Origin of the sequence: Duganella aquatilis (genome assembly GCF_009674565.1) — a bacterium.
Lineage (GTDB): Bacteria > Pseudomonadota > Gammaproteobacteria > Burkholderiales > Burkholderiaceae_D > Rugamonas > Rugamonas aquatilis.
Map to the genome: position 1 here is coordinate 205,472 of NZ_WKJL01000003.1, position 23,473 is coordinate 228,944.

A 23,473-nucleotide genomic window follows, 5' to 3' on the forward strand; every position below is an offset into this window, starting at 1 on the left:
CCTTCCACCGAGATTAAAAGCACATCCGTACTTTTTTGATCTAGAATGGCTGTCACGCATATAAAAAGTTGGAGACAGCAGCATGTTCGAAGAATTCATCGGCACCAAGGCGGTATCGTCGCGCCACCAGTTCGACACCGCCGCCCTCAACGCCTGGCTGCGCCAGCATGTGGCAGGCTACCCGGACGGCGAACTGACGGCCGAGCAATTCAAGGGCGGCCAGTCCAATCCCACTTTCAAGCTGAGCGTCGGCGGCCAGCACTATGTGTTGCGCACCAAGCCGGCGCCGGCCGACAAGCTGCTGCCGTCGGCGCACGCCATCGAGCGCGAATACCGCGTCATGGATGCGCTGCAACAGCACGGCTTCCCCGCCGCCCGCCAATACGCGCTGTGCACCGACGAAGCCGTGATCGGCCGCGCCTTCTACGTGATGGAGTTCGTCGAAGGCCGCGTGCTGTGGGACCAGTCGCTGCCCGGCATGACGCCGGAGCAACGCGCCGCCATCTACGATGAACTGAACCGCGTCATCGCCCAGCTGCACACGGTGGACTACGCTGCCATCGGCCTGGCCGACTACGGCAAGCCGGGCAACTACTTCGCGCGCCAGATCGAACGCTGGACCAGGCAATACCTGGCCTCGCAAACCGAAACCATCGAGGCCATGGACCAGCTGATCGCCTGGCTGCCGGCCCACATCCCGCCGGGCGACGACACGGCCATCGTGCATGGCGACTTCCGCCTCGATAACATGCTGTTCCACCCGACCGAGCCGCGCATCCTGGCGGTGCTGGACTGGGAACTGTCGACGCTGGGCCACCCGTTCGCCGACTTCTCCTACCACTGCATGAGCTGGCACATCCCGCCCGGCCAGTTCCGCGGCATCGCCGGCCTGGACCTGCAGGCGCTGGGCATCCCGACCCAGCAGGAATACATCGCCCGCTACGCCGAGCGCACCGGCAAGACCATCCAGCTGGCCGACTTCAATTTCTACCTGGCGTTCAATATGTTCCGCCTGGCGAGCATCATGCAAGGCATCATGAAGCGCTACGTCGACGGCACCGCCGCCAGCGCCCAGGCGCTGGAATCGGGCAGGATGGCGCGGCCGATGGCCGAACTGGGCTGGGCCTACGCCTGCGGCAAACCGATCTGACGGTGTGGCGTTAAGGTTCGCCCTGGACAAAAGCACTTTCTGAAAACTCCGGCCTCGGCTACTATCGTGCTGCCAGCACCATGACCGAGGCCAAGCGCGTGCCAGAAACAAAACGCAAATCCCTGCCATCCATCCGCTCGCAGATCGCGCTGCTGGTGCTGGCTTGCGCGCTGCCCACGGTGGTCGGCTTCGGCGCCCTGGTCGGCCAGTTCTACACGCGCGAGCGCGACAACCTCAAGGAAGACACCCAGCAGGCCGCGCGCGCGGTGGCCGCCGCCATCGACCGCGACCTGGTGCAGAGCGAAGGCGCCGCCACCGCGCTGGCCTCCTCGCCCAGCCTGCGCAGCGGCGACCTGGCGGCGCTGCGCCTGCAGGCCGGCGCCATGCTCAGTCCGCAATTCCCGGCGTCGCAATTCATCCTGAGCGACCTCACCGGCAAGGCCGCGCTGAACGTCGGCGCGGCGCTGCCCGACACGCTCAATCCGGTCAACAACGCGCGCCGCCTGGCGCCGCTGTTCGGCCACGGCCGGCCGCAGATGTCGGTGGTGGTGGTGGAAGGCAGCGCCCTGCTGGCGCTCGACGTGCCGGTGTTCATCGACAGCCACGTGGCCTACGCCATGACCGCGCTGCTGAAGCCGGACCGCCTGGCGCGCATCATCGCCGATGAGCACATCAGCGCCGACCAGGCCCTGACCGTGTACGACGGCGACGACAACGTGGTGGCCCAGTACGGCGGCCCGCGCCTGCTGCTGGGCCATGCGGCGACGCCGGCGCTGCGCGCCTACCTGCACAAGCCGCAGGAAAACCTGCTCGACACCGAAGACGCCAACGGCACGCCGGTCTACCTCGGCCTGAGCCGGGCGCCGGTCAGCGGCGCGGTGGTGGGCGTGGCCACGCCGCAGTCCAAGGCCTACGAAGAGTTGATGAACGCGGTGGCGCTGATCGCCGCCACAATGATCGCGGTGCTGGCGGCCGGTTTCTCGCTGGCGTGGGCGGTCGGCGGCCGCATCGCCCGCTCGGTGCGCGAGCTGGTGGCGCCGGCCCAGGCGCTGGCCAGCGGCCGGCCGTTCGCCATGCCGGCCGCCGCCTTCCGCGAGGCCGACATGGTGGCGCGCGCGCTGGGCGCGGTGGAAGGCGACCTGCGCCGCCATAGCCAGGAGCTGGAAAGCCTGGTCGCCGAGCGCACCAGCCAGCTGGAAAAGAACCGCACCCAGCTCGAAACGCTGTACGCCACCGCGCCGGTCGGCCTCAGCTACGTCGACGCCGAACTGCGGGTGCTGCGCATCAACGATTACCTGGCCGCGCTCAACCAGCAGAAAGTGGTGGCGCACCTGGGCCGCCACATCGGCGACATGATCCCCGACCACGCCGTGCGCCGCAGCGTGCTGGAAGACTACCGCATCGTGCTCAGCAGCGGCAAGCCGCTGACCGGCATCGAACGCAGCGGCCACCCGGCCTCGTCGCCGGACCAGCTGCGCCACTGGGTGCTGAGCTATTACCCGCAATTTGGCACCGACGGCAAGATCATCGGCATCACCGCCCTGGTGCTCGACGTCACCGAGCAAAAATACGTGGAGGCGGAACTGCAACGCTCGCGCCGGCTTCTGAGTTCGGTGGTGGAAAACATCCCGGCGATGATTTTCCTGAAGCGCGCCGACGACCTGCGCTACGACATGTTCAACCGCCATGGCGCGCAGATGCTGGGCGTCGGCGGCGAGCAAATCATCGGCAAGAACGACTACGATTTCGTGCCCCCCGAGCAGGCGGAAGTCTTCATTGCCGACGACCGCCGCGTGCTGGCCAGCGCGCCCGGCGTGGTGACCGAGATCGCCGAGGAACCGCTGACCACGCCCGACGGCACCCGCTACCTGACCACCCGCAAGGTGGCGCTGCGCGACGAGCACGGCATCGCCACCCACGTGCTCGGCTTCTCGCTCGACATCACCGACCGCAAGCAGGCCAAGGAAGTGCTGCGCGCCACCGCCGAGCGGCTGGCCGCCAGCGAACACTTCGTGCGCACCGTCACCGACAACCTGCCCGGCATGGTGGCCTACTGGGACGCCGCGCTGCGCTGCCGCTTCGCCAACCGCTACTTCCTCGAATGGCACGGCCTGAGCCACGAGGCCATCATCGGCGCCCACATGCCGGACGTGGCCGGCGCCGAGGAATACGCCGAGGGCGCCGCCTACGTGCAGGCGGCGCTGGCCGGCGAGCCGCAGGGCTTTGCCGGCAAATTGCGCTGGCCGTCGGGCGACATCAGCCATACCTGGGTCAATTACATCCCGGATGTCGACGATACGGGAGCAGTAGTCGGTTTCTTTGTGCTAGTCTCCGATGTCACCGAATTAAAGGAAACCGAATTGCACCTGCAGGTCGTCAACGAAGAACTGATCCTGGCGCGCGACCGCGCCGAGGCGGCCAGCCGCGCCAAGAGCGAGTTCCTGGCCAATATGAGCCACGAGATCCGCACGCCGATGAACGCCATCATCGGCCTGGCGCGGCTGCTGGAGGAAGCGCCGCTGGCGCCGCGCGAACGCGGCTATCTGCACAAGATCCAGTTCGCCACGCAATCGCTGCTCAGCCTGGTCAACGACGTGCTCGACTTTTCGCGGGTGGAGGCCGGCCAGCTGGTGCTGGAACACGCCAATTTCCACCTGCAGCACATCCTCGACAGCATCAGCGTCATGCTCAGCGGCAGCGCCTGCGACAAGGGCGTCGAGCTGGTGTTCGACATCGATCCGGCCATGCCGACCGAGCTGGCGGGCGACCCGATGCGGCTGCAGCAGGTGCTGCTCAACCTGGTCAGCAACGCCATCAAGTTCACCGCCCACGGCGAAGTGGTGCTGACGGTGCGCCCCGCGCCCGGCTCGGCCCGGCCAGGCGACCAGGCGCTGCTGGTGGAATTCTCGGTGCGCGACACCGGCATCGGCATCGCCCCCGACAAGCAGGCCGGCATCTTCGACGCCTTCTCGCAGGCCGACAGCAGCACCAGCCGCCAGTTCGGCGGCGCCGGCCTGGGGTTGGCCATCTGCCGCCAGCTGGCCGACATGATGGGCGGCGCCATCAGCGTCAGCAGCGAACCGGGGCACGGCGCCGAATTCCTGTTCGCCTGCCCGCTGGAATGCAGCGCGCCGCTGGCCGCCGCGCCGGCGCCGTCGGCCACCACCACGCTGTCGGTGCTGATCGTCGACGACAACGCCAGCGTGCGCAAGGCACTGTATGAAGCCGGCCGTAGCTTCGGCTGGCACACCGCTTGCGCCACCGGCGCCGACCAGGCCCGCACGCTGCTGCTGGAACGCGCCCGCGCCGCCCGCCCCTACGACCTGCTGCTGCTGGACCAGGACATGCCGGGCGTCGACGGCCCCGCCCTGCTGCAACAGCTGCCGCCCGACCTGGCCCTGCCGCCGGTGCTGATGATGACCTCGGAGCACCGCGCCGCCGCGCTGGTGCAGCAGGCGGCCACGCTGGGGCTGGCTGGCGTGCTGGCCAAGCCGGTCAGCCCGGCGCGGCTGCTGGAACGCGTCAGCAGCCTGCTGGCCGGCGACCAGGCGGCCGACGGTCTGCTGGCGCAGCTGGAACACACGCCGCTGCACGGCCGCCTGGCCGGCATGCGCATCCTGCTGGTGGAAGACAACGAAATCAACCAGGAAGTGGCGGAATACATGCTGCTGCACGCCGGCGCCACGGTGGAGGTGGCGTCCAACGGCCAGCTGGCGGTGGAACTGCTGGCCGCCGCGCCCGAACGCTACGACGTGGTGCTGATGGACGTGCAGATGCCGGTGATGAACGGCTACGACGCCACCCGCGAAATCCGCCGCCAGGGCCGGCTGACCTTGCCGATCATCGCCATGACCGCCAACGTGCTGGAAGACGACCGCCGCCGCGCCGCCGAAGCCGGCATGAACGCCCACGTGGCCAAGCCGATCGACGTCGAGGAGCTGATCTCGGTGCTGACGCGGCTGGTGACCATCCGCGACGCCACCCGCGAGATGGTGGCGCCGGTGCCGGCCAAGGCGCCGCCGCCGACGCCGGCGGCCGCGCTGATGCCGCCGATCTCGCCCTTGCCCGGCATCGACGTCGAAGCCGCACTGAGCCGGCTGGGCGGCAACTACGACGCCCTCAGCGCCCTGCTCAAGCGCTTCGAGCAATCACAGGGCGGCGCCGTCGGCGAAGTGCGCACCCTGCTCGGCGCCGGCCAGCGCCCACAGGCGGCCCAGGTGCTGCACCGCCTGCGCGGCGTGGCCGCCAACCTGGGCGCGGCCGACGTCGCCCGGCTCGCCGGCGCGGCCGAGGCCGTGCTGCACGACGCCAGCGCCGACACGCTGGCCATGCCGGCCGCGCTGAACCGGCTGGACGAGGCGCTGAATCTGATCGCCCGCACCGTCCGCAACCTGGCCGCGCCCCGGCCGGATATTCCTACAAGCAACACTCCCCCTTCTGACTTGGCGCAAAAACTGGCGGAGTTACAAGGTTTGCTTCAGAATAACAATCTGAAAGCACTGGAACATTTCAAGGCCCTGCGGCCTGCTCTGGCGTCGACCGGGCAAGCGCAGGCCCTGGGAGAAGCCGTGGAAACCCTCAACTTCAAGGCCGCACGCCAGATGGTGGAAGAAATGTTGCAGCGAAAGGAAAGTGCATGACTTGGACCGACCTGGCCAGGAACGGACGGATACTCGTGGTCGACGACACCATGGAAAACATCCAGATCCTGCACCATGCGCTGCGCGAAGAACACGAAGTGCTGTTCGCGCTGGACGGCGAGCAAGCCTTGCAGATCGCCCACGACCAGCAGCCGGACCTGATCCTGCTGGACGCCGTCATGCCCGGCATGGACGGCTACGCGGTGGTGGCGGCGTTGCGCAGCTCGCCGCGGCTGCAGGACATCCCGGTCATCTTCGTCACCGCGCTGAGCCAGCCGGAAGACGAAACGCGGGCGCTGGAAGCCGGCGCGGTCGACTTCATCAGCAAACCATTCAACGTGGCGGTGGTGCGGGCGCGCGTGCGCAGCCAGCTGACCATCAAGCGTCAGGGCGACGCCATGCGCGAACTCAGCATGACGGACGGCCTGACCGGCGTCGCCAACCGCCGCAACTTCAACGACACCGTCGAGGCCGAATGGCGGCGCTGCGCGCGCGCCGGCCTGCCGCTGTCGGTGATCATGATCGACATCGACCACTTCAAGCTGTACAACGACCACTACGGCCACCAGGCCGGCGACGCCTGCCTGCAGCAAGTGAGCGCCGCCATGAAGCGCTGCGCCACGCGGCCGCAGGACATGCTGGCGCGCTACGGCGGCGAGGAATTCATCCTGCTGCTGCCGCAGGAAGGCGCCGACGGCACCGAAGTGGTGGCCAACCGCATCCTGGAGGAAGTGCGCAAGCTCGACATTCCGCACGCCGCCTCGCTGACGGCGCCGCACGTCAGCGTCAGCATGGGCCTGGCCACCGCACTGCCGCCGCTCGAAGGCTACGATCCCAGCCCGCTGATTCGCATCGCCGACAACAACCTCTACCGCGCCAAGCAGACCGGCCGCAACCGCTATTGCATCAGTCTGGAGAGCGCGGAGCGTTGACCAAAAAGGCGTGGATTTGCGCCACCACCGCGGCCCCCTCGCCGACGGCCGCCGCCACCCGCTTGGTCGACCCGGCCCGCACATCGCCGATGGCAAAGACGCCGGGCACACTGGTCATCAGCGTCGACTGCGCCTGGACGCTGCGAACGTAATCCTGCTCGACATCGCTGGTCTCGCACAGCGGAGCTTGCTCGACGTCAGTGCCGGTAAGAATGAACCCGTGGCGGTCCACGGCGATGCCGCAGCCATCGAGCCAGCCGGTGTTCGGATCGGCGCCGATGAACAAAAACAGGCGCCGCGTCTGGCGCGTGACTTCCTCGTTGCTGCGGGCGTCGCGGATCCGCACCTGTTTCAAGCCATCGTCGTCGCCCGCGATGCCGACAATCTCGGAATGGGTGTGCAATGCGATATTCGGATGTGCCGCGATGCGCTCGATCAGATAGCTGGACATGGTCGATGACAGGCTGCCCTTGCGGATCAGCATGTGCACTTTCGCCGCATGCGCCGCCAGATACACCGCCGCTTGGCCCGCCGAATTGCCGCCGCCGACCAGCACGATTTCCTCCATCTTGCACAGCTGCGCCTCGACCGACGAGGCCCAGAAATACACGCCGCGTCCCTCGAACTGCTTGAGCCCGTCCAGCGCGGGCCGGCGGTAGCGCGCGCCACACGACAACACCACACTGCGCGCCTTCAGCATCGTCAGGCTGCCGCACATCTCCACTTGCAAGGGCCAGCTGGCACAGAGCAGGCGTCCCGCCGGCGCCGGGATGGCGATCTCGACGCCAAATTTTTCCGCCTGTACGTAGGCGCGGCCAGTCAGGCCGGCGCCTGAAATGCCGGTCGGGAAACCCAGGTAATTTTCGATGCGCGCGCTGGCGCCGGCCTGACCGCCGTAGGCGCGCGTTTCCAGCACCAGCGCCGACAGCCCCTCGGACGCCGCGTACACGGCAGCAGCCAAGCCGGCCGGTCCGCCGCCGACAATAATCACGTCCCATACAGTGTCTTCGCTCAAGTGCCTCAGCATGCCGACGCAACGACCCAGCTCAGGAATGGACGGATTTTTTTTCAGGCCGACGCCCGGACAGATCACCAGCGGCCAATCGTCTGCGGCCGGCTGCTCGGCGGCGACCAGTGCCGCGGCGCGCTGGTCGGTGTGCGGATCGAGCACCGTGTAGGGATGGGAGTTGGCGGTCAGGAAGCTTTGCAGCGCATGGATGCGCGCATGCCCCGGCGGCCCGATGAAGACCGGGCCACCCGAATTTTTCTCCAGCAGCGCAACGCTGCGCAAGATGAGCGAGCGTATCATCAGTTCGCCCAGGTCGGCATGGGCCACCAGCAAGGCGCGCAGCGCTTCCGCCGACAGCACGATGGCAGTCACGCGGTCGATGGCGACGCCGTCGGCCATCGACGGGCGATCCGATAGTTGGCCGATCTCCCCGGTGAACTGGCGCGCCTGCAAGGTAGCCATCAGGCTGTCTGTGCTGAAGCCGTCGTTGCGGTAGACCGCAATACGGCCTTCAAGAATGAAGAGCGTGCCCGGCGTTTGCTGCCCGGCACGATAAATCCTCTCACCGGCCTCGAAATGGCGCTCAGGGCCAAAGCGACGGACGTGGCGGATATCAGCTTTGCTGAGAACGGGATAAATCTGCGCCCGGCGTTTTTCCAATGCCTCGGTGGGAAGTGGAGGATGCTCTGCGTGGCTCTTCATAACGGGCACACCTTTTTATAACGGCGGATGTTCTGCGAGATTTTCAGACGATAAGGAATTCGACCACACTTAGCAAGGCATGTTGGAAATCATATCATTGTGGCTCCCACTCCGGGCAAGTCGCCGCCAGCTCTTACCGTGAGATTCCGCGTATTTTTTCAGTTTGACAAAATGTTATTCTTTACGGGCGCCGGCCAAGTTCGGCCAGGAACGGATACTCAAGTGTGCCAAGTTAGACCCAAAAACTATGATGAAAATTGAGAATCCCACGGTCATTGCGACACATGACTTCATCTGGCATAAAAAAGATGGTACGACAGCTCCCGTACAAGTGATGATTGGTGCGCCATATAGGAAAAATATTGATTGGGCTTGTCCTTGTGCGATATTTGGATTTGAGGGGCGTTATTCTGATATCGTCGGGATTAGTTCACTCCAGGCGATGTCTTTGGCGCTAAACTTAGTCAGCAAGCGACTTAAATGGCTAATTGAAAATGGAGAGATATTGGACCTTTCAGAAGATGGAAAGCATCTTGACCTTGAATTAATTACATCACTTTTTGGAGGCCGCTGACGGCCGATTGCGGATATTGAGAAAGGTAGTACATGTTGCAGCACTTTACGAAGCTCAAATCCGTTATGCTTGGGATGATGTTTTTTTGCGGCTTAGCTTATGGTGTAGAACTTCAAGAGTTTTCTCCAAACGATGAATGGACTTTTCTTCAGTTACGAACCGAGCCAGGTAAGCCCGACGTCTCAAATGAAATACGCTTAAGTATGCTTTTCAAGAAAAAGAGCGGCGACATGATGCTTGGATGGGCAAAAGCGATCACGGCCTCAGGTCAAGTCATTTGGCAGCCCATTGAGTCGTTACCTGCGACAAATTGTCTTCGTGATTTCGTGGGCCGAACCAATCTTGACCTAGTTAACTCCTGCAAAGAAGGTCTAAAGGTAGGTTCGGAATGGAAAAGTGAAATCAAGGCTGGCGACGTGCTTGAACAGATAGATTTCATCGTAGTAGGAGAGGAAGTAATTAATTCTAAAGCAGGAACCTTTCAGGCTATAAAAATCCAAGGAAAAGGAAAACGCACGTACCAAGGAATTAACTTAGAAAAATTTTCCGTAACGTATTGGTTCGCACCTAAGGCAAAGGCAATGGTGCAGTCTGTTCGCGAGTATCGTACTCTAGACGGAGCTCCAATTATAAAAATCTCGAACGAATTAATTTCAGTGAACGTCAACTAACCGAAATCGGCCAGCAGCAGTCGTTCCCAAATTCTGCCTTCAGCTAAATGAAAAAATACATTCTAATACCTGTCTTTCTTGGACTTGCGGCAAAAACCTTTGCGGAATCTGAGGTGGTTCCTATCAAGAAAGGGATGAGCTATCAAATGGCTGATACATCGCTTCGCCGCAGCGGCTGGCGTCAGCGAGTAGTTCATACTAGAGACGGGTATGAATACATCGGCAGTGAAAAAACCATTAAAGAGCATGGAGTTGAAGGATTAGAAAGCTGCGCGATGGACAAGCCCGTATGCATAGTTCACTATGCTAAGAAGAATAAGTGCCTTCGCATAATTACTTGGGGTGAGCAATTCAAAGACCTCAAAATTGACAGCTGGGACCAAGACTGCCCGGCTCAGGATTCGTTGTAAAAAGGCTGCTCCCCCAAACCCGTAAACGGCCAAAGCGGTCGGGAATGAGCAGTCAGCCGTTTAGTCCAACAGCGCCACCAAGGAGCTTCATGAATATATCTCGCTTTTTTCCTATACTTACCAGCCTAATTTTCCTTACTGCCTGCACGACCACGAGCACAATCAAGCTCTATGATGGAGCCGACAGAGAACCAAGCCAAATTGCTACGTTATTTATTGATCCGCATGTCGTTGTAACCCGTGTGGACAGTATTACCGAGCATCCTAATGATGAGTCTCGGGACTTAGCCCATTCTGCCGGAAAGCGGCGCGAAGCGATTGCCCTTGCACCAGGTCGGCACGAACTGAATTCGCGATTTTTTGTGCTCTGTTTACAATCGGTCGGTGACTTCCCGCTTCAGTTCACAGCTGAAGCAGGCAAGAAGTACCGCCTGAAGTCAGTCGTTGATGTTGAGCATAAGCGTTGGAAGCCGGAGATCGTGGAATACGATGGAGGGGAAATCGAAGATACTTTCCCTTGGACTCAGGCCATGTGCAAAGTGCAGGTGAACATTATTCGGCTCGGGCGATAGTTATCGGCTAAGCTACGGCATTCGGCCAATACCGGACTGTTCTTGTACCAAAATCTGAAATAGACTTTAATACCATGATGCATTCAGTCACGAAGGACGATGAATGAAACTCTCGATGTTAGTGACGATGTGCGTGCTAAGTGTTGTTTCTATTGCTGTTTCTATTACTGGCTCTGCTGCTGAATTTAAGAAGTTGGATGGAACTTACGCGATCACCGGGCGCTCGCTCATAGACCCTCCCTCTGGTGAAAAAGAGGATCGGGTAGTGTTTATTGTCGAAGGCCGTGCGGCCAAAGATATCTACAATGGAATTCAAGCATTGCCTCAGAAATCCGCCTGCGACTCTAAGGTATATTTGAAGACAGCCCAGAGCTTGGCCTGCACGAAGGATGGGAAGCTTTACCGATGAACCGTGGCCGTCCTTCTAAAGTCAGGAGAAACGACGTCGTCATCGGTTTGTTGACGCGAGACTCGTTATGCAGCCTTCGGCCAAGAGCGGACGGACGCGCCAAGACCTGTTTAGAGCCGATGGCTGACAAGGGCATAAGCATGACACTCCACTTTTTTGAGTTATTTCGACAATGCTTGACCTCATTTTTGGTATAAGAATTATTAGAAGTATTCAGTATTTCGGCCATCGCATAAAACTGCGGAAGATATTTTTTCACGAGCGGTCGTTTTTGCTCGATAGAGAGAAAATTCCCTGGGAAGAAGCTCAACGACTGGAAAAGATCATGGAGATCATACCTTTCGGGCCGCATTTCAAATCGAAGGATGAAATTCTCAGCGCTATGATTGAGCTCAGATTTCCTACGTATGGTTCTTTTTACGCCAATCAGATGCACGGCGCACCGGACCAGCGACTTGAGCTGATGTCGATCGAGATACCACGTGTGGGCAAGGAGCGCTACTTTTTCGTAGAAAAGAAGAGTGATGATGAGTTCGTAGTGATAAGTGATTTTGTCGCCTCGCTCCCCGGTGTCATTAAAGTTTTTGGGCGTGGCGATGAGCTGCAGTTTGTTTCTCGGCATGGAAATATTGTCCGTACCATGAAACGCAATGTCTCGGATTGCTAACTAACTCATCCATATCAGCATAAGCGACGCTTTGATTAAAAAATACGATGGAATTCAAATTATTTACGACCCTGCGTGTGTAAAGTGAATGTCCGAGTTGGGGCGGATGCAGCCGATACGCTCACTACATTGTGTTTGCAGAAGGCAGTCGGCTTGATAGGGAGAATTCAGTCTCCCCTCCCCACCGTAGGAATAGATAGCTGATAAAGCGCTGTGACGAATGTGTTGTGGTGGAGCTTTTCTAACAACTCACCAGCGAAATGCGGACTTTCATGATAACTTGCTGCTGTGCGGTCTGTGAAATCCAAGGAATCAATTTTGAATATGCATCAGCAAACTGACGACCATTTCTACAATCATGCTGATGCGCACATTCATCTGGCGAACGAGCAATTAAGCGATGCGACTAGCGGAATAGTCAGCGCCTCGTTCATGTACGCGGCATCCCGATTCAATGACGAAGTGCCTGTGGATTTCAGAAAAAGGAAGATATGCAAGCAGCGCGTGCGGAGACCATTGCCTACTTTGTGACCCAGTACGAAAGATGTTTGACGGAGAATCTGGACGACTATATCGAGAACTTTGAGCAGTACATGAAACCGCCGATCAAGACAGCGACTGATGACCAATAGCGTCCAAAACTGAACAAGGCTCATATGGCTAGGCACTTGTATGCCCCACCCGTTGTGATATCGCTTTTGGTATGTACAGCATTGCACCCTGCCCACGCCAAGGGCGACTTCGACATTGAGGACGAAAGCCTGCGCAGAGTGCCGCCGGCGGTCGCATCTGCTTTGCGTGCGCATGTCAGGCAAACAAACTACAAGGACTGTGCACAAGGCGAGTTTGTCGGAAGTGCCGTCGACTTGAACGGGAACGGCCGCAAACTGGACTGGATTGCAAAGACCGCCGATGGATGTGCTTGGGGTGCAGCGACTGCAAAAATCTGGATATTGAAAAATGAAAAAAACCACTACCGCATCGTGCTGGACAACGGCGGTCAAGCAGTAGTTTTATCGAATTCAAAGACCAATGGACTGCGAGACCTCAGTATGCCCAGCGGTACAGCTGGGCATTACTCAGATTCACTGCTTAAATTTGATGGTTCCCGATACAAAGTATTCAAATCGTGTGCCATTGACTTACAGGATGCTGAAGAAGTCAAAAGACATCCAGACCGTCAATGCCACATAAAATAAGTGCTGAGACCCTCACAGCCAGATGATCAACCCCGCCAAACCGATAATCAGACCCGCCTTGGTGACCCGGTAGGCGGTTTTATTCCACGCCTTGTAGCGCCTCCGGTACTGCCCCATGACATAGGAAATCGTGAACAGTTTGCTGATCAGGCCGACCTGGTCGCCTGTTTCGTTGGGCGAACTGGCGGCGGTCATCAGCGTGCGCCCCAGCCAGCGGTTGAGCGCCTGGGCCCAGCGAAAGCGCATCGGACGCTCAATATCGCAGAACAGGATCACGCGGTTGGTCTCGCTGCCGTTGACGGCCCAGTGGATATAGGTTTCGTCGAAGATCACGCTCTGGCCATCGCGCCAGCTATGGCGCTGGCCATCGACTTCGATGAAGCAGCGGTCGTCGTTCGGCGTCGCCAGACCGAGGTGATAACGCAGCGAACCGGCATACGGGTCGCGATGCGGGTTGAGCTTGGCGCCGGGCGGCAGTTCGGCAAACATCGCCGCCTTCACCGATGGAATGCGGCGCAACAGCGCCACCGTCTGCGGGCACAGGCGTTCAGCGGACGGATGGCCGGCCGCGTACCACTTCAGGTAAAAGCGCTTCCAACCGGTTTTAAAGAAGGAATTGAAGCCGGCGTCGTTGTTTCGCTCGGCCGCCTTGATTTTTTCCAGCGCCAGCAGGTTCACCGCCTCGCTCCGAATGGCTTGCCAGTTCTGCTGCAGCGGCGCCAGTTCCTCCCATGGCTCGGTGTCCAGAAACGGCTGCGCAGGCACCCGTGAGAACAACTGCATGAACAGGTTGATCGGCGCCATGAACGACGAATGGTCGAACAACTGACGCATGAAAGGCAGGCGCACCTTGCCGCGAAAATGAACGTGCAAAATGCAGAGAAACAGAAAACCCACGACAACATACTTCATATCACATCCCCTAAAACCGCCCTCGCATACGTTGACGAATAGTCATTGTACTGTTGTTCGCGCAAGGCTGCAGGGCAGCCACTTATTTTTTCGCGCACTGGTCGAATTGGCGTGCCATCATTCGTCGTCAGGATGAAACAGCGCTTATTCAATCCACTTTCGAATGGGGACATCATGCACAAGCAAATCATCTTCAATCTGCCGGTCAAGGACCTGGACAAGTCCAAGGCCTTCTTTGCCGCGCTTGGCTTTACTTTCAATCAGCAATTCAGCAACGAGCAGGCGGCGTTCATGATCATTGTGGAAGACAGCATCCAGGCCATGCTGATGACGGAGGATTTCTTCAAATCCTTCACCAACAAGGCCGTCGCGCAGGCGAAAGAAGCCAATGAAGTGATCATCTGCCTGAGCTGCGAAAGTCCGCAGGAAATCGACAGCCTGATCGCCAAGGCCGCCGCCGCCGGCGCCCGCATCCCCCATCCGCCAGAGGACCATGGCTTCATGTACGACCAGGGCTTCGAGGATATCGACGGCCACCTGTGGAACTTGGTCTGGATGGCGCCATAGGCGTAACGCTACGAGTGCTGCTGGAAGCCGCGCTGCGCGGCGAAGCGTTCCAGATGGTGATCGACATCGCCCAAGGTCTGCTCGATCATGGTCAAGCGCTTGAAGTGATGGGCGGCCGGCAATTCGTCGGTCACGCCCATGCCGCCGTGCAGCTGCACCGCCTGCTGGCCGATGAACTTGGACGCCTGGCCGATGCGCACCTTGGCCGCCGACGCCACCCGGCGTCGCTCCTCCGCATCGCACGACATGCGCGCCGCCACCAGCATCGCCATCGAGCGCGCCTGCTCCAGGTGGATGTACATGTCGGCCATGCGGTGCTGCAAGGCCTGGAAGCTGCCGATCGCGATGCCGAACTGCTTGCGCGTCTTCAGATATTCCAGCGTGGCGTTGAACAGCGCGTCCATCGCCCCCACCGCCTCCGCGCACAGCAGGCTGACGCCGTAGTCGGCGGCCTCTTCCAGCATGTCCCAGCCGCCGCCCATCTTGCCCAGCAGCGCGGAAGCCGGCACGGCCACGTGGTTGAACTGCACCGTGGCCGCGCGCTGGCCGTCGATGGTGCGGTAGTCGCGGATCACCACGCCCGGCGTGTCGGTCGGCACCACGAACAGGCTGATGCCGTTGGTGTCGCGTTGCGTGCCGGCGCTGCGGGCGGAGACGATCAGCGCCCCGGCCTGACCGCCGTGGATCACCACGGTCTTGGTGCCGTCGATGCGGTAGCCTTCGCCGTTGATGCTGGCGATGGTCTTGATGTCGGCCAGGTCGTAGCGCGAGTGCTTTTCGCCCAGCGCGCACGCCAGCTTGAGCTCGCCCTTGGCCACGTCCTCCAGCCGGTGATACTGGTTGTTCGCCAGTTGCAGGAACTTGGCGCCCCACACGGTGGCGAAATACGGCTCGACCACCAGGCCACGGCCCAGCTCCTGCATCACCACCAGCATGTCGACCGCGTTGCCGCTGAAACCGCCCTGCGCTTCCGGCACCGGCAAGGCCGTCATGCCCAGCTCGACCAGCGTGTTCCACGCCACGTCCGAGACGCCGCTTTGCGAGTGGATGATGCGGTGACGTACGTCGAAGCCGTAATCCTTGTCGACCCAGCGGCGCAGCGCGTCGGCAAACTGCTGTTGTTCTTCCTTGAAATTGAAATCCATCGCCGCTCCCTTACAGGCCCAGAATCATCTGGGTGATGATATTTTTCTGTATCTCGTTCGAGCCACCGTAGATCGAGGTCTTGCGGTAGTTGAAGTAGTAGCCGCTCAACGGCGCCGCGGCGTCGTCGCCGGTGACGGCATGGTCGGTCTTGCCTTCGAGGTAGTCGGTGTCGAACGGCATCGCATCCGGCCCCAGCGCCTCGACCATCAGTTCGGTCAGTTGCTGCTGGATTTCGGAACCACGCACTTTCAGCATCGACGCTTCCGGCCCCGGCGCGTGCGATTCGCGCGTCAGCACGCGCAACACGGTGGTTTCCAGCGCCATCAGGTCAATCTCCAGGCTGGCGACCTTGGCGGCGAACAGCGGATCCTGCATCAGCGGCTTGCCATGCTTGAAGTGCTCGGAGGCGATCTTTTTCAGGAACAGCAGCTCGCGCTTGGAGCGGCCGACAGCGGTGATGCCGGTGCGCTCGTGGCCCAGCAGATACTTGGCGTAGGTCCAGCCCTTGTTTTCCTGGCCGATCAGGTTCTGCACCGGCACCTTGACGTTGTCGAAGAAGACTTCGTTCACCTCGTGGTCTTCATCCAGCATGATGATCGGGCGCACCGTGATGCCCGGCGTTTTCATGTCGATCAGCAGGAAGGAGATGCCCTCCTGCTTGCGCACGGTGGTGTCGGTGCGAACCAGGCAGAAGATCATGTCGGCATGCTGCGCCAGCGTGGTCCAGGTCTTCTGGCCGTTGACGATGTAATGGTCGCCGGCGCGCTCGGCGGTGGTTTTCAGCGAGGCCAGGTCGGAGCCGGAGCCTGGTTCGGAATAGCCCTGGCACCACCAGTCGTCGCAATTCAGGATGCGCGGCAGGTAGTGGGCTTTTTGCGCCTCGTTACCGAAAGCCATGATGACCGGCGCCACCATGTTGACGCCGAACGGCAGGATAGGCGGCGTGCCGGCGCGCGCGCACTCCTCGTCCCAGATGTGACGCTGGGTGGCGCTCCAGCCGGTGCCGCCGTATTCCACCGGCCAGGCCGGCGCCGACCAGCCCTGGCGGGCGACAATCTGGTGCCAGCGCACGTAGTCCTGGCGGCTCAGGCGCAGGTGGTTGCGGACTTTCTTTTGCAGGTCGCTTGGCAGGTTGGCGTCGAGGAATGCGCGCGCCATGTCGCGAAACGCCAGATCCGCAGCCGTGTAAGTCAAATCCATGCTGTCTCCTTATTTTTTACGGCGCATAAAAAAAGCACGACCGTTCCAAATGATTGTACTCCCATGTTATTTAAATGGGCGACCGTTTGGCGGCATTTGTTCACTTCTCAACCAGTTTTTTCACCACAGCGTGGGACGGCTTGAGGATTTTGCCGTCGTGGTCACGCGGCTGCATGGCGGCGACACGCTTGCCGCTGGCGGTTTCTATCAATTCGGAATGCGCTTCGCCGGGCGCGAACAGGTGGCGTTCGCCCCACTGACGCAGCGCGACGATGGCCGGAAACAGGCTTTCGCCCTTCGGCGTGAGGATGTATTCCTGGTAGGCGCTGCCGTCGGAGGCAGGCTGGATGGCGAGCAGGCCGTCGTCCACCAGCGCACTCAACCGGTCAGACAGGATGTTGCGCGCCACGCCCAGGTTGCGCTGGAAGTCGCCGAAGCGGCGGATGCCGTCAAGCGCGTCGCGCACGATCAGCATCGACCAGCGGTCGCCGACCAGATCGACCGCGCGGGCGACCGGGCAGTCATCGTGTTGCAGGGATTTTCGTTTGGCCATGGTTGCATTTTAAAACTGGCTTACGGTAGGCTGCAAGCAGTTTTAATTTAAAACCAGATTGGAGATCCCCGTGCCACGTTCCCTCGTTTTATTATTTGCCTGCGCCAGCGGGCTGAGTGTCGCCAATGTGTATTACGCGCAGCCTTTGCTCGATGCGCTGGCGGCTGATTTCGGCATCAGCCATGCGGTGGTCGGCGGCGTCATCACCGCGACGCAGCTGGGCAGCGTGCTGGCCTTGCTGCTGCTGGTGCCGCTGGGCGACTTGCTGCCACGGCGGCACTTGATGCTGGCGCAGTTGATGGCGCTGGCTGCGGCGCTGGTCGCTGTCTGCCTGACGTCCAGTACGTTCGCAATGATGGCCGGAATGCTGGCGGTCGGCATGCTGGGTACGGCGATGACGCAGGGCTTGATCGCCTACGCGGCCAGCGCCGCGGCCGAGGCCGAGCGCGGACGTGTGGTCGGTGCGGCGCAGAGCGGCGTGCTGGCCGGGTTGCTGCTGGCGCGCGTATTTGCCGGGCTGGTTGCGGATCTGGCCGGATGGCGCGGCGTCTACGGTGCATCGGCGGCGATCATGCTGGTGCTGGCCGCGCTGTTGTGGCGCTGCCTGCCGCTGCTGCCCACGCAGGCCGGCGGCCAGGCGCCGCGCTTCGCCTACCCGCGCCTGATCGCCTCCATGGTCACGCTGCTGCGGCGCAACCGCGTGCTGCAAGTGCGCGGCGTGATCGCGCTGCTGATGTTTGCCGTGTTCGGCACGTTCTGGAGCGCGCTGGTGTTCCTGCTTGGCGCCCCGCCCTATGCATATTCACATGGGACCACAGGCGCTTTTGGGCTGGTGGGCGTGGCCGGCGCATTGGCTGCCGCCCGCGCCGGACACTGGGCAGACCGCGGCTACGCGCAGGCCACCAGCGCCGCCGCGCTGCTGTTGATGCCGCTGTCCTGGCTGCTTCTGGCGCTGGCGCCGCACTCGCTGTCAGCGCTCATCGCCGGCATCGTCGCGCTGGACCTGGCCGTGCAGGCGCTGCATGTCACCAACCAGAGCATGATTTTGCGCAGCGGCGACGAGCACAGCCGGCTGATCGGCGGCTACATGCTGTTCTACGCCGTCGGCAGCGGCGCCGGCGCGTTGGCCGCCACCACCATCCATGCACAGGCGGGCTGGAGCGGGGTCTGCCTGCTGGGCGGCGGATTGAGCCTGATCGCGCTGATGTTCTGGGCCGCCACAAAGTGGCCTGTCCGGATTGCAAAAGTGGCCGGACCAATCTAGAATGGTCTGACCAAATAAACGTTTTACTATAAAAGAGACGAAAACCCGTGACCTCCCGAACCGCCCTGATTGCGGCTGTCGCCGCATCCCTGTTCGCCCTTTCCGCCCACGCCGAAGGCCCTTACCGCAACCCGGACAACAAGAGCGTCTACGACGCCGGCGAAGGCACCTACCCGGTGCTGTACAAGAAGCCGACCGTCGCCGAAATCACCGCGTCGCTGGACCGTATCCGCAGCTACATGGAGGCGACCACGCCGACCAGAGTCGTCCACAAGGGCAGCGGCCTCCAGATCACCGACTTCAGCACGCCGGTGGCCGACGCCATTGTCGAGCCGAGCAGCGCCGACTGGGGCATCCAGGTCTACGAAATGGGCGTGGTGCACGCCGGCCTGATGAAAGCGGCCGCCGTCACAGGCGACAGCAAATACACCGCCATGACCGCGCGCCACTTCCAGTTCATGAGCGACAAGCTGCCCTACTTCAAGGCGCAGGAACAGCAATTTCACCTGGAGCGCGCCAACAGCTTCGCGCGCGTGCTCGATCCGCGCTCGCTGGATGACGCCGGCTCCATGTGCGCCGCCATGATCCGCGCCAAGTTCGCCAAGGTCGGGCCGGACATGGGCCACTTCATCGACGTCTGCGGCAACTGGGTCGCCAAGAAACAGTTCCGCCTGAAAGATGGCACGCTGGCGCGCCAGCGTCCGCAAGCCATCTCGCTGTGGGCCGACGACATGTACATGGGCGTGCCGGCGCTGGCCGAGATGGGCCACCTGACCGGCAAGCGCGAATACTACGACGACGCCGTCAGGAACGTGCTGCAAATGACCCAGTACCTGTACAACCCGCAACTGGGCCTGTACACCCACGGCTGGAACGCCAACAATCCCGACGCGCCGCGCTTCTACTGGGGCCGCGCCAACGGCTGGGCGGTGCTGACCATGAGCGACCTGCTGGACGTGCTGCCGAAGGACCATCCCGGCTATCCGAAAGTGCTGGCGCAACTGCGCGCCTCGCTGCGCGGCATCGCCGAACTGCAATCGGGTGTGGGCCTGTGGCACCAGATGCTGGACCGTAACGACTCCTACCTGGAAACCTCGGCCAGCGCCATCTTCACCTACGTGATCGCGCACGCCGTCAACGAAGGCTGGGTCAGCCCGGCGACCTATGGCTCGATCGCGCAGGCCGGCTGGGTGGGCCTGTCGAGCCGCATCAACGCGCGCGGCCAGGTGGAAGGCACCTGCGTCGGCACCACCTTCGCCAGCGACCAGATCTATTACTACAACCGTCCCGCCAGCGTCGACGCACTGCACGGCTACGGCCCAGCGCTGCTGGCCGGCGCCGAGATGATCCGCCTGATCAACAATCCGAAAATCGATATCCAGGTCAAGCTGCGCACCTACCATTACGTGCCGAAGGATTCCGGCGCCACCAACTACAGCCATGAATAAGGAGACGACCCGCATGCGTACTTACCTTCTGCCCATCGTCGCGTTGCTGGCCGGCGCCGCCGCCCAGGCCGCCGAGCTGGCCAAGATCACCGTCACCAACGACCTGGACCTGGCGCGGCCGTCGGAAACCATCGCCATACCGTGGAGCGAGATCAACCGCGCGCTGCCGGGCGCGCTGATCCAGAAGATCGCCATCAAGGACAGCAAGGGCAACGTGCTGCCCTACCAGGTGAGCAATGTGGCGCCGCAGGCCAAGGATCCGAAAGGCATCGGCGTCGCGTATGGCGAGCTGTACTTCCAGCACAGCTTTGCGGCCGGCGAGAAGCAGGCCACCTTCACGGTCGAGAAAACCGAAACCGTCACGCAACCGTTCGCGGCCAAGACCTTTGCGCGCTACGTGCCCGAGCGTCTGGATGACTTCGCGTGGGAAAACGATCATGTCGGCCACCGCACCTACGGCCCGGCGCTGGCCGCGCCGGATACGGCAGGCGTCGGCAAGGAAGTGCTGGTGACGAGCGGCTTGGACATCTGGTTCAAGCGCGTCGACTACCCGATCGTCGACCGCTGGTACAACAAGGGCCACGACCACTATCACCATGACGAAGGTGAAGGCATGGACATGTACAACGTCGGCAAATCGCGCGGCGCCGGCGGCACTGGCGTGTGGGACGGCAAGCAGCTGTATGTCGGCCGCAACTACGCGTCGTGGAAAGTGCTGGCCAACGGCCCGATCCGCACCATCTTCGAGCTGAACTATGAAGGCTGGGATGCGGCCGGCACCAAGGTCAGCGAAGTGAAGCGCTTCACGGTCGATGCGGGCCAGGACTTCGACACCATGGACAGCACCTTCACCTTCAGCGGTCCGCAGACATTGAATGTGGCGGTCGGCCTGAACAAAAAGCCGTCCGACAAGAACCAGGATGAAAAGATCGCCGTCGGCCGGGATGGCGTGGCGCTGACGCAATGGGTCACGCAAGCCACCAAGGGCGCGTTCGGCACCGCCGTCGTACTGCCGACGGCAAGCGCCATCGCCGAAGACCAGTTCAACGAGCTGATCGTGGCGCCGGTCGCATCCGGCAAACCGCTGCGCTACTACATCGGCGCCGCCTGGGACCGCGCCGGCCACGCCAAAACCGCGGCCGAGTGGCAGGAGAAAGTCAAACTCATGACCGCCCGTGCCACCCACCCGCTAACAGCCACCGTCACCCCATAACCTCCGGAAACTCCGGGTTCAGTTCTGCCATTGGTACATGAGCTCGTGTGCGATTGGCAGAACTGACCCCGGATGGTTATTGCATGGTGTAGGTTTGCTGGGCGGTGTCGATGGCGTAGTTGTTGACGCTGTCCCAGTAGGTGAAGCTGTACCGCACGACGTCGCCGGCTTTCAGGCCGCTGGCGGTGTAGGTGTTGGCGCCGCTGCTTTGCGTCATCCGGACGTTCAACTGGCCGCCAGTGTTGACGGTGTAGTGCACGTCTGCCCAGCTGGAGCTGGCTAGCGAGAACTTCAGCATCGTTGCGCTGGTTTGGGCCGCGGCTGGCGTGGGAGTTGGCGTAGGCGTAGGCGTCGGGGTTGGCGTAGGAGTCGGAGTGGGAGTGGGAGTGGGAGTGGGAGTGGGAGTGGGAGTGGGCGTTGGCGTTGGCGTCGGCGTCGGCACGCCGCTGTCCCAGATGATGTCGTCCACCGACATCTGGAACGCCGCCTGCGGCAAGGCCGCGCCGTCGCTGGCGATCTGGAACAGGTCCAGCATCGATTGCAGCGCGACTTTCGGGCCGGCCAGGTCGGCAATCGGGATCGTCGCCGTGCCCCAGTCGCCGTTCCGCACCAGCCCGTAAGCGGTGGCGTTGGCCGGGAATTTCACCGCATTCTGGTTGGTGTAGGTGTCCTGGATGCCCACCGTGAACGCCACGTTCGCCGGGATCTTGATCTTCAGTTTCATATTGCCGTTGCGGAAGCCGCTCATGTCGCGCGCCTGATGCGATTCCACACTGCCGCCAAACCACGAACCGGGCTGGTTGAAACTCCACGACAGCGCATTCGCGCCTTCGTACGGCGGAATCGTGCCGGCCGTGGTCGAGGCGGTATTCCAGACGAAGACATCCGACGTATTCCCCGCCTCCAGCTTGTTGTTGACCACGGTGTTGTCGGTGAACACGCCAAACTTGCCCACTTCGGCCGGCGTCTGGTTGCCCAGCTTGACCGAACCCTTGCCGTCCAGCTGGTACACCCGCACGTAATCGACGTACATGGTGCCCGGCAATGGCGCCGTCACCTGCGCCGGCGTGGCGGCGTCGGTGAAGTTGCCACCTACCGCCAGGTTGAACAGCAGGTAGAACGGCGCCTGCAGCGCGCTCGAATTGACCGGCAACGGGCTGTTGTACATATCGTATTCGAGGCCATTGTCCACCACCGTGAAGCGCATCTGCGATTCGGTCCAGTAGAAACGGTAGATGACGAAGCGGTTGGCCAGCGATTGCGCCGGCGCGTACCAGTTCTTGGTCTGCCACGCGGTCGAGGCGGCGCAGCTTTCGTTGCCGGTGACGCAAGCCGCCTGCTGCCAGGTGATGACGTTGGCGCCGGTAAAATTGTCGATGGCCGGCGCCGGTGTCCCGGCCGCCGCCCGGCTGCTGGCCTTGTGACCCATTTCGACGATGTCGATCTCGCCCTTGCGTGGCCACGCCTGCGGGCTGGTGCCCAGCATCCACGCCGCCGGCCACAGGCCGGTGCCCAGCGCCGGCGTCGCCATGCGGATCTCGACCATGCCGTACTGCACCTGCACCTTGTTGAACGAATCGATTTTGCCGGAGGTGAAGACATTGCTGCCCACCGTCTGGCTGCGCGCCTGGATCGCCAGCGCGCGCGTGTTCGGCTCGAACGGCACGTTGACAATCGACAGGTTGTTCGGGCTGTAGTATTCCAGCTCCTGGTTGCCGTAGCCGCACAGGTTGATCTGGCAGCCGTTGCCGTCGTAAGTGGTCCACAAGCTGGTGTTGAGCGCGGCGCCGTTGAACTCCTCGGACCACAGCAAGGCGCCGATGACGGGACTGGTGACGCTGGCCATCGCGGGGGCCGCGTACGCCAGCGCGAGGCTGGCGGCGATGGCGGACAAAACGAATTTCTGGTCGTTCATTATGTCTCCTTTTTTATCGCTCCCACAAATTGGAAACGATTCCAATTTCTGCGTCAAATATATTCCGATAAATATTTCTTGTCAACGCGGTTGCGCAAACTTTACGTCACTGTATAAATAGACAATGGCCGCACAATTTTGTATCCTAGAGTCGTCATCCCCCCTTGCTATCGAGCATGGGAAATCCAACCCGAGTACTTGTGCGCTACCCTTTTTCCCTCTTTGCCGCAGCTGGTGGGGCAATCCTGACGCTGATGGTAGCGCTAGCGCCGCCTTTGGCCGTTGCCGCGCCCACGCCCTGGCAAAAGCTGGCGCCGACC

At 61.6% G+C, this 23,473-nt stretch carries 21 protein-coding genes and 1 pseudogene; 16 read left to right on the forward strand and 6 right to left on the reverse strand.

Going from position 1 to position 23,473, the window contains the following annotated elements; genetic code table 11:
- Positions 1-82 precede the first annotated feature (82 nt).
- The 3 genes from GJ698_RS07070 (at position 83) to GJ698_RS07080 (ending at position 6,722) form a co-directional block, all read left to right on the forward strand.
- A complete protein-coding gene (locus GJ698_RS07070) occupies positions 83-1,150 on the forward strand; it encodes a phosphotransferase (RefSeq protein ID WP_154356904.1) in 1,068 nt (355 codons plus the stop codon).
- 98 nt (positions 1,151-1,248) lie between these two features.
- Entirely contained in the window at positions 1,249-5,790 is a 4,542-nt protein-coding gene (locus GJ698_RS07075) for a PAS domain-containing protein (RefSeq protein ID WP_371865169.1), read from the forward strand.
- Entirely contained in the window at positions 5,787-6,722 is a 936-nt protein-coding gene (locus GJ698_RS07080) for a diguanylate cyclase domain-containing protein (RefSeq protein ID WP_154356906.1), read from the forward strand. Before GJ698_RS07075 ends, GJ698_RS07080 begins: the two co-directional genes overlap by 4 nt.
- Here GJ698_RS07080 and GJ698_RS07085 read toward each other — a convergent pair.
- Entirely contained in the window at positions 6,697-8,433 is a 1,737-nt protein-coding gene (locus GJ698_RS07085) for an FAD-dependent oxidoreductase (protein ID WP_154356907.1), read from the reverse strand. The genes GJ698_RS07080 and GJ698_RS07085 overlap by 26 nt on opposite strands.
- Before the next feature lie 247 nt (positions 8,434-8,680).
- Between GJ698_RS07085 and GJ698_RS07090 the strand changes: the two genes are divergently transcribed.
- The 9 genes and pseudogenes from GJ698_RS07090 (at position 8,681) to GJ698_RS07125 (ending at position 12,935) form a co-directional block, all read left to right on the forward strand.
- Positions 8,681-9,007, forward strand: coding sequence for a DUF6968 family protein (locus tag GJ698_RS07090; protein WP_154356908.1), 327 nt, complete (start codon positions 8,681-8,683; stop codon positions 9,005-9,007).
- Positions 9,008-9,039: 32 nt separating this feature from the next.
- Positions 9,040-9,678: a DUF3108 domain-containing protein gene (locus tag GJ698_RS07095; protein ID WP_154356909.1), complete on the forward strand. Its 639-nt coding sequence runs from the start codon at positions 9,040-9,042 to the stop codon at positions 9,676-9,678.
- Between the two features lie 47 nt (positions 9,679-9,725).
- On the forward strand, positions 9,726-10,088 hold the full coding sequence (locus tag GJ698_RS07100; RefSeq protein WP_154356910.1) for a hypothetical protein: 363 nt from the start codon (positions 9,726-9,728) through the stop codon (positions 10,086-10,088).
- Between the two features lie 89 nt (positions 10,089-10,177).
- Positions 10,178-10,660: a hypothetical protein gene (locus GJ698_RS07105; protein WP_154356911.1), complete on the forward strand. Its 483-nt coding sequence runs from the start codon at positions 10,178-10,180 to the stop codon at positions 10,658-10,660.
- Between the two features lie 103 nt (positions 10,661-10,763).
- Entirely contained in the window at positions 10,764-11,069 is a 306-nt protein-coding gene (locus tag GJ698_RS07110; protein ID WP_154356912.1) for a hypothetical protein, read from the forward strand.
- A 172-nt stretch (positions 11,070-11,241) separates the two neighbouring features.
- Complete coding sequence (locus tag GJ698_RS07115; protein ID WP_154356913.1) at positions 11,242-11,736, forward strand: hypothetical protein; 495 nt, start codon at positions 11,242-11,244, stop codon at positions 11,734-11,736.
- 324 nt (positions 11,737-12,060) lie between these two features.
- A complete protein-coding gene (locus GJ698_RS31370) occupies positions 12,061-12,267 on the forward strand; it encodes a DUF3144 domain-containing protein (protein WP_208023783.1) in 207 nt (68 codons plus the stop codon).
- Positions 12,213-12,368 (forward strand): annotated as a pseudogene (locus GJ698_RS31375) (DUF3144 domain-containing protein); the annotation flags it as partial. The gene GJ698_RS31370 and the pseudogene GJ698_RS31375, both read left to right, overlap by 55 nt.
- 36 nt (positions 12,369-12,404) lie before the next feature.
- Complete coding sequence (locus GJ698_RS07125; protein WP_154356914.1) at positions 12,405-12,935, forward strand: hypothetical protein; 531 nt, start codon at positions 12,405-12,407, stop codon at positions 12,933-12,935.
- 12 nt (positions 12,936-12,947) lie between these two features.
- Here GJ698_RS07125 and lpxO read toward each other — a convergent pair whose 3' ends face one another.
- Positions 12,948-13,847 carry a lipid A hydroxylase LpxO gene (gene lpxO, locus GJ698_RS07130; protein WP_154356915.1) on the reverse strand — a complete coding sequence of 300 codons (900 nt, stop codon included), beginning with the start codon at positions 13,845-13,847 and terminating at the stop codon, positions 12,948-12,950.
- A gap of 174 nt (positions 13,848-14,021) precedes the next feature.
- On the opposite strand from lpxO, the gene GJ698_RS07135 reads away from it, so the two are divergent.
- Positions 14,022-14,414 carry a VOC family protein gene (locus tag GJ698_RS07135; protein ID WP_154356916.1) on the forward strand — a complete coding sequence of 131 codons (393 nt, stop codon included), beginning with the start codon at positions 14,022-14,024 and terminating at the stop codon, positions 14,412-14,414.
- Between the two features lie 8 nt (positions 14,415-14,422).
- Here GJ698_RS07135 and GJ698_RS07140 read toward each other — a convergent pair whose 3' ends face one another.
- The 3 genes from GJ698_RS07140 to GJ698_RS07150 form a co-directional block, all read right to left on the reverse strand.
- The gene (locus tag GJ698_RS07140) at positions 14,423-15,559 is read right to left on the reverse strand and encodes an acyl-CoA dehydrogenase family protein (RefSeq protein WP_154356917.1); all 1,137 of its coding nucleotides are present in this window, start codon (positions 15,557-15,559) and stop codon (positions 14,423-14,425) included.
- Positions 15,560-15,569: 10 nt separating this feature from the next.
- Positions 15,570-16,760, reverse strand: coding sequence for an acyl-CoA dehydrogenase family protein (locus tag GJ698_RS07145; RefSeq protein WP_154356918.1), 1,191 nt, complete (start codon positions 16,758-16,760; stop codon positions 15,570-15,572).
- Between the two features lie 100 nt (positions 16,761-16,860).
- Entirely contained in the window at positions 16,861-17,313 is a 453-nt protein-coding gene (locus GJ698_RS07150) for a winged helix-turn-helix transcriptional regulator (RefSeq protein WP_154356919.1), read from the reverse strand.
- A 70-nt stretch (positions 17,314-17,383) separates the two neighbouring features.
- On the opposite strand from GJ698_RS07150, the gene GJ698_RS07155 reads away from it, so the two are divergent.
- The 3 genes from GJ698_RS07155 to GJ698_RS07165 are packed head-to-tail and all read left to right on the forward strand — an operon-like array spanning position 17,384 to position 21,238.
- Positions 17,384-18,577 (forward strand): MFS transporter, encoded by a 1,194-nt coding sequence (locus GJ698_RS07155; RefSeq protein ID WP_371865170.1) that lies wholly within the window; start codon positions 17,384-17,386, stop codon positions 18,575-18,577.
- Positions 18,578-18,624: 47 nt separating this feature from the next.
- Positions 18,625-20,025 (forward strand): glycoside hydrolase family 88/105 protein, encoded by a 1,401-nt coding sequence (locus tag GJ698_RS07160; protein ID WP_371865171.1) that lies wholly within the window; start codon positions 18,625-18,627, stop codon positions 20,023-20,025.
- A 13-nt stretch (positions 20,026-20,038) separates the two neighbouring features.
- Positions 20,039-21,238, forward strand: coding sequence for a BT3233 family polysaccharide utilization protein (locus tag GJ698_RS07165; protein ID WP_154356921.1), 1,200 nt, complete (start codon positions 20,039-20,041; stop codon positions 21,236-21,238).
- Between the two features lie 76 nt (positions 21,239-21,314).
- On the opposite strand, the gene GJ698_RS07170 is transcribed toward GJ698_RS07165, so the two are convergent.
- Complete coding sequence (locus GJ698_RS07170) at positions 21,315-23,153, reverse strand: glycoside hydrolase family 16 protein (protein ID WP_154356922.1); 1,839 nt, start codon at positions 23,151-23,153, stop codon at positions 21,315-21,317.
- Positions 23,154-23,473: the final 320 nt, after the last annotated feature.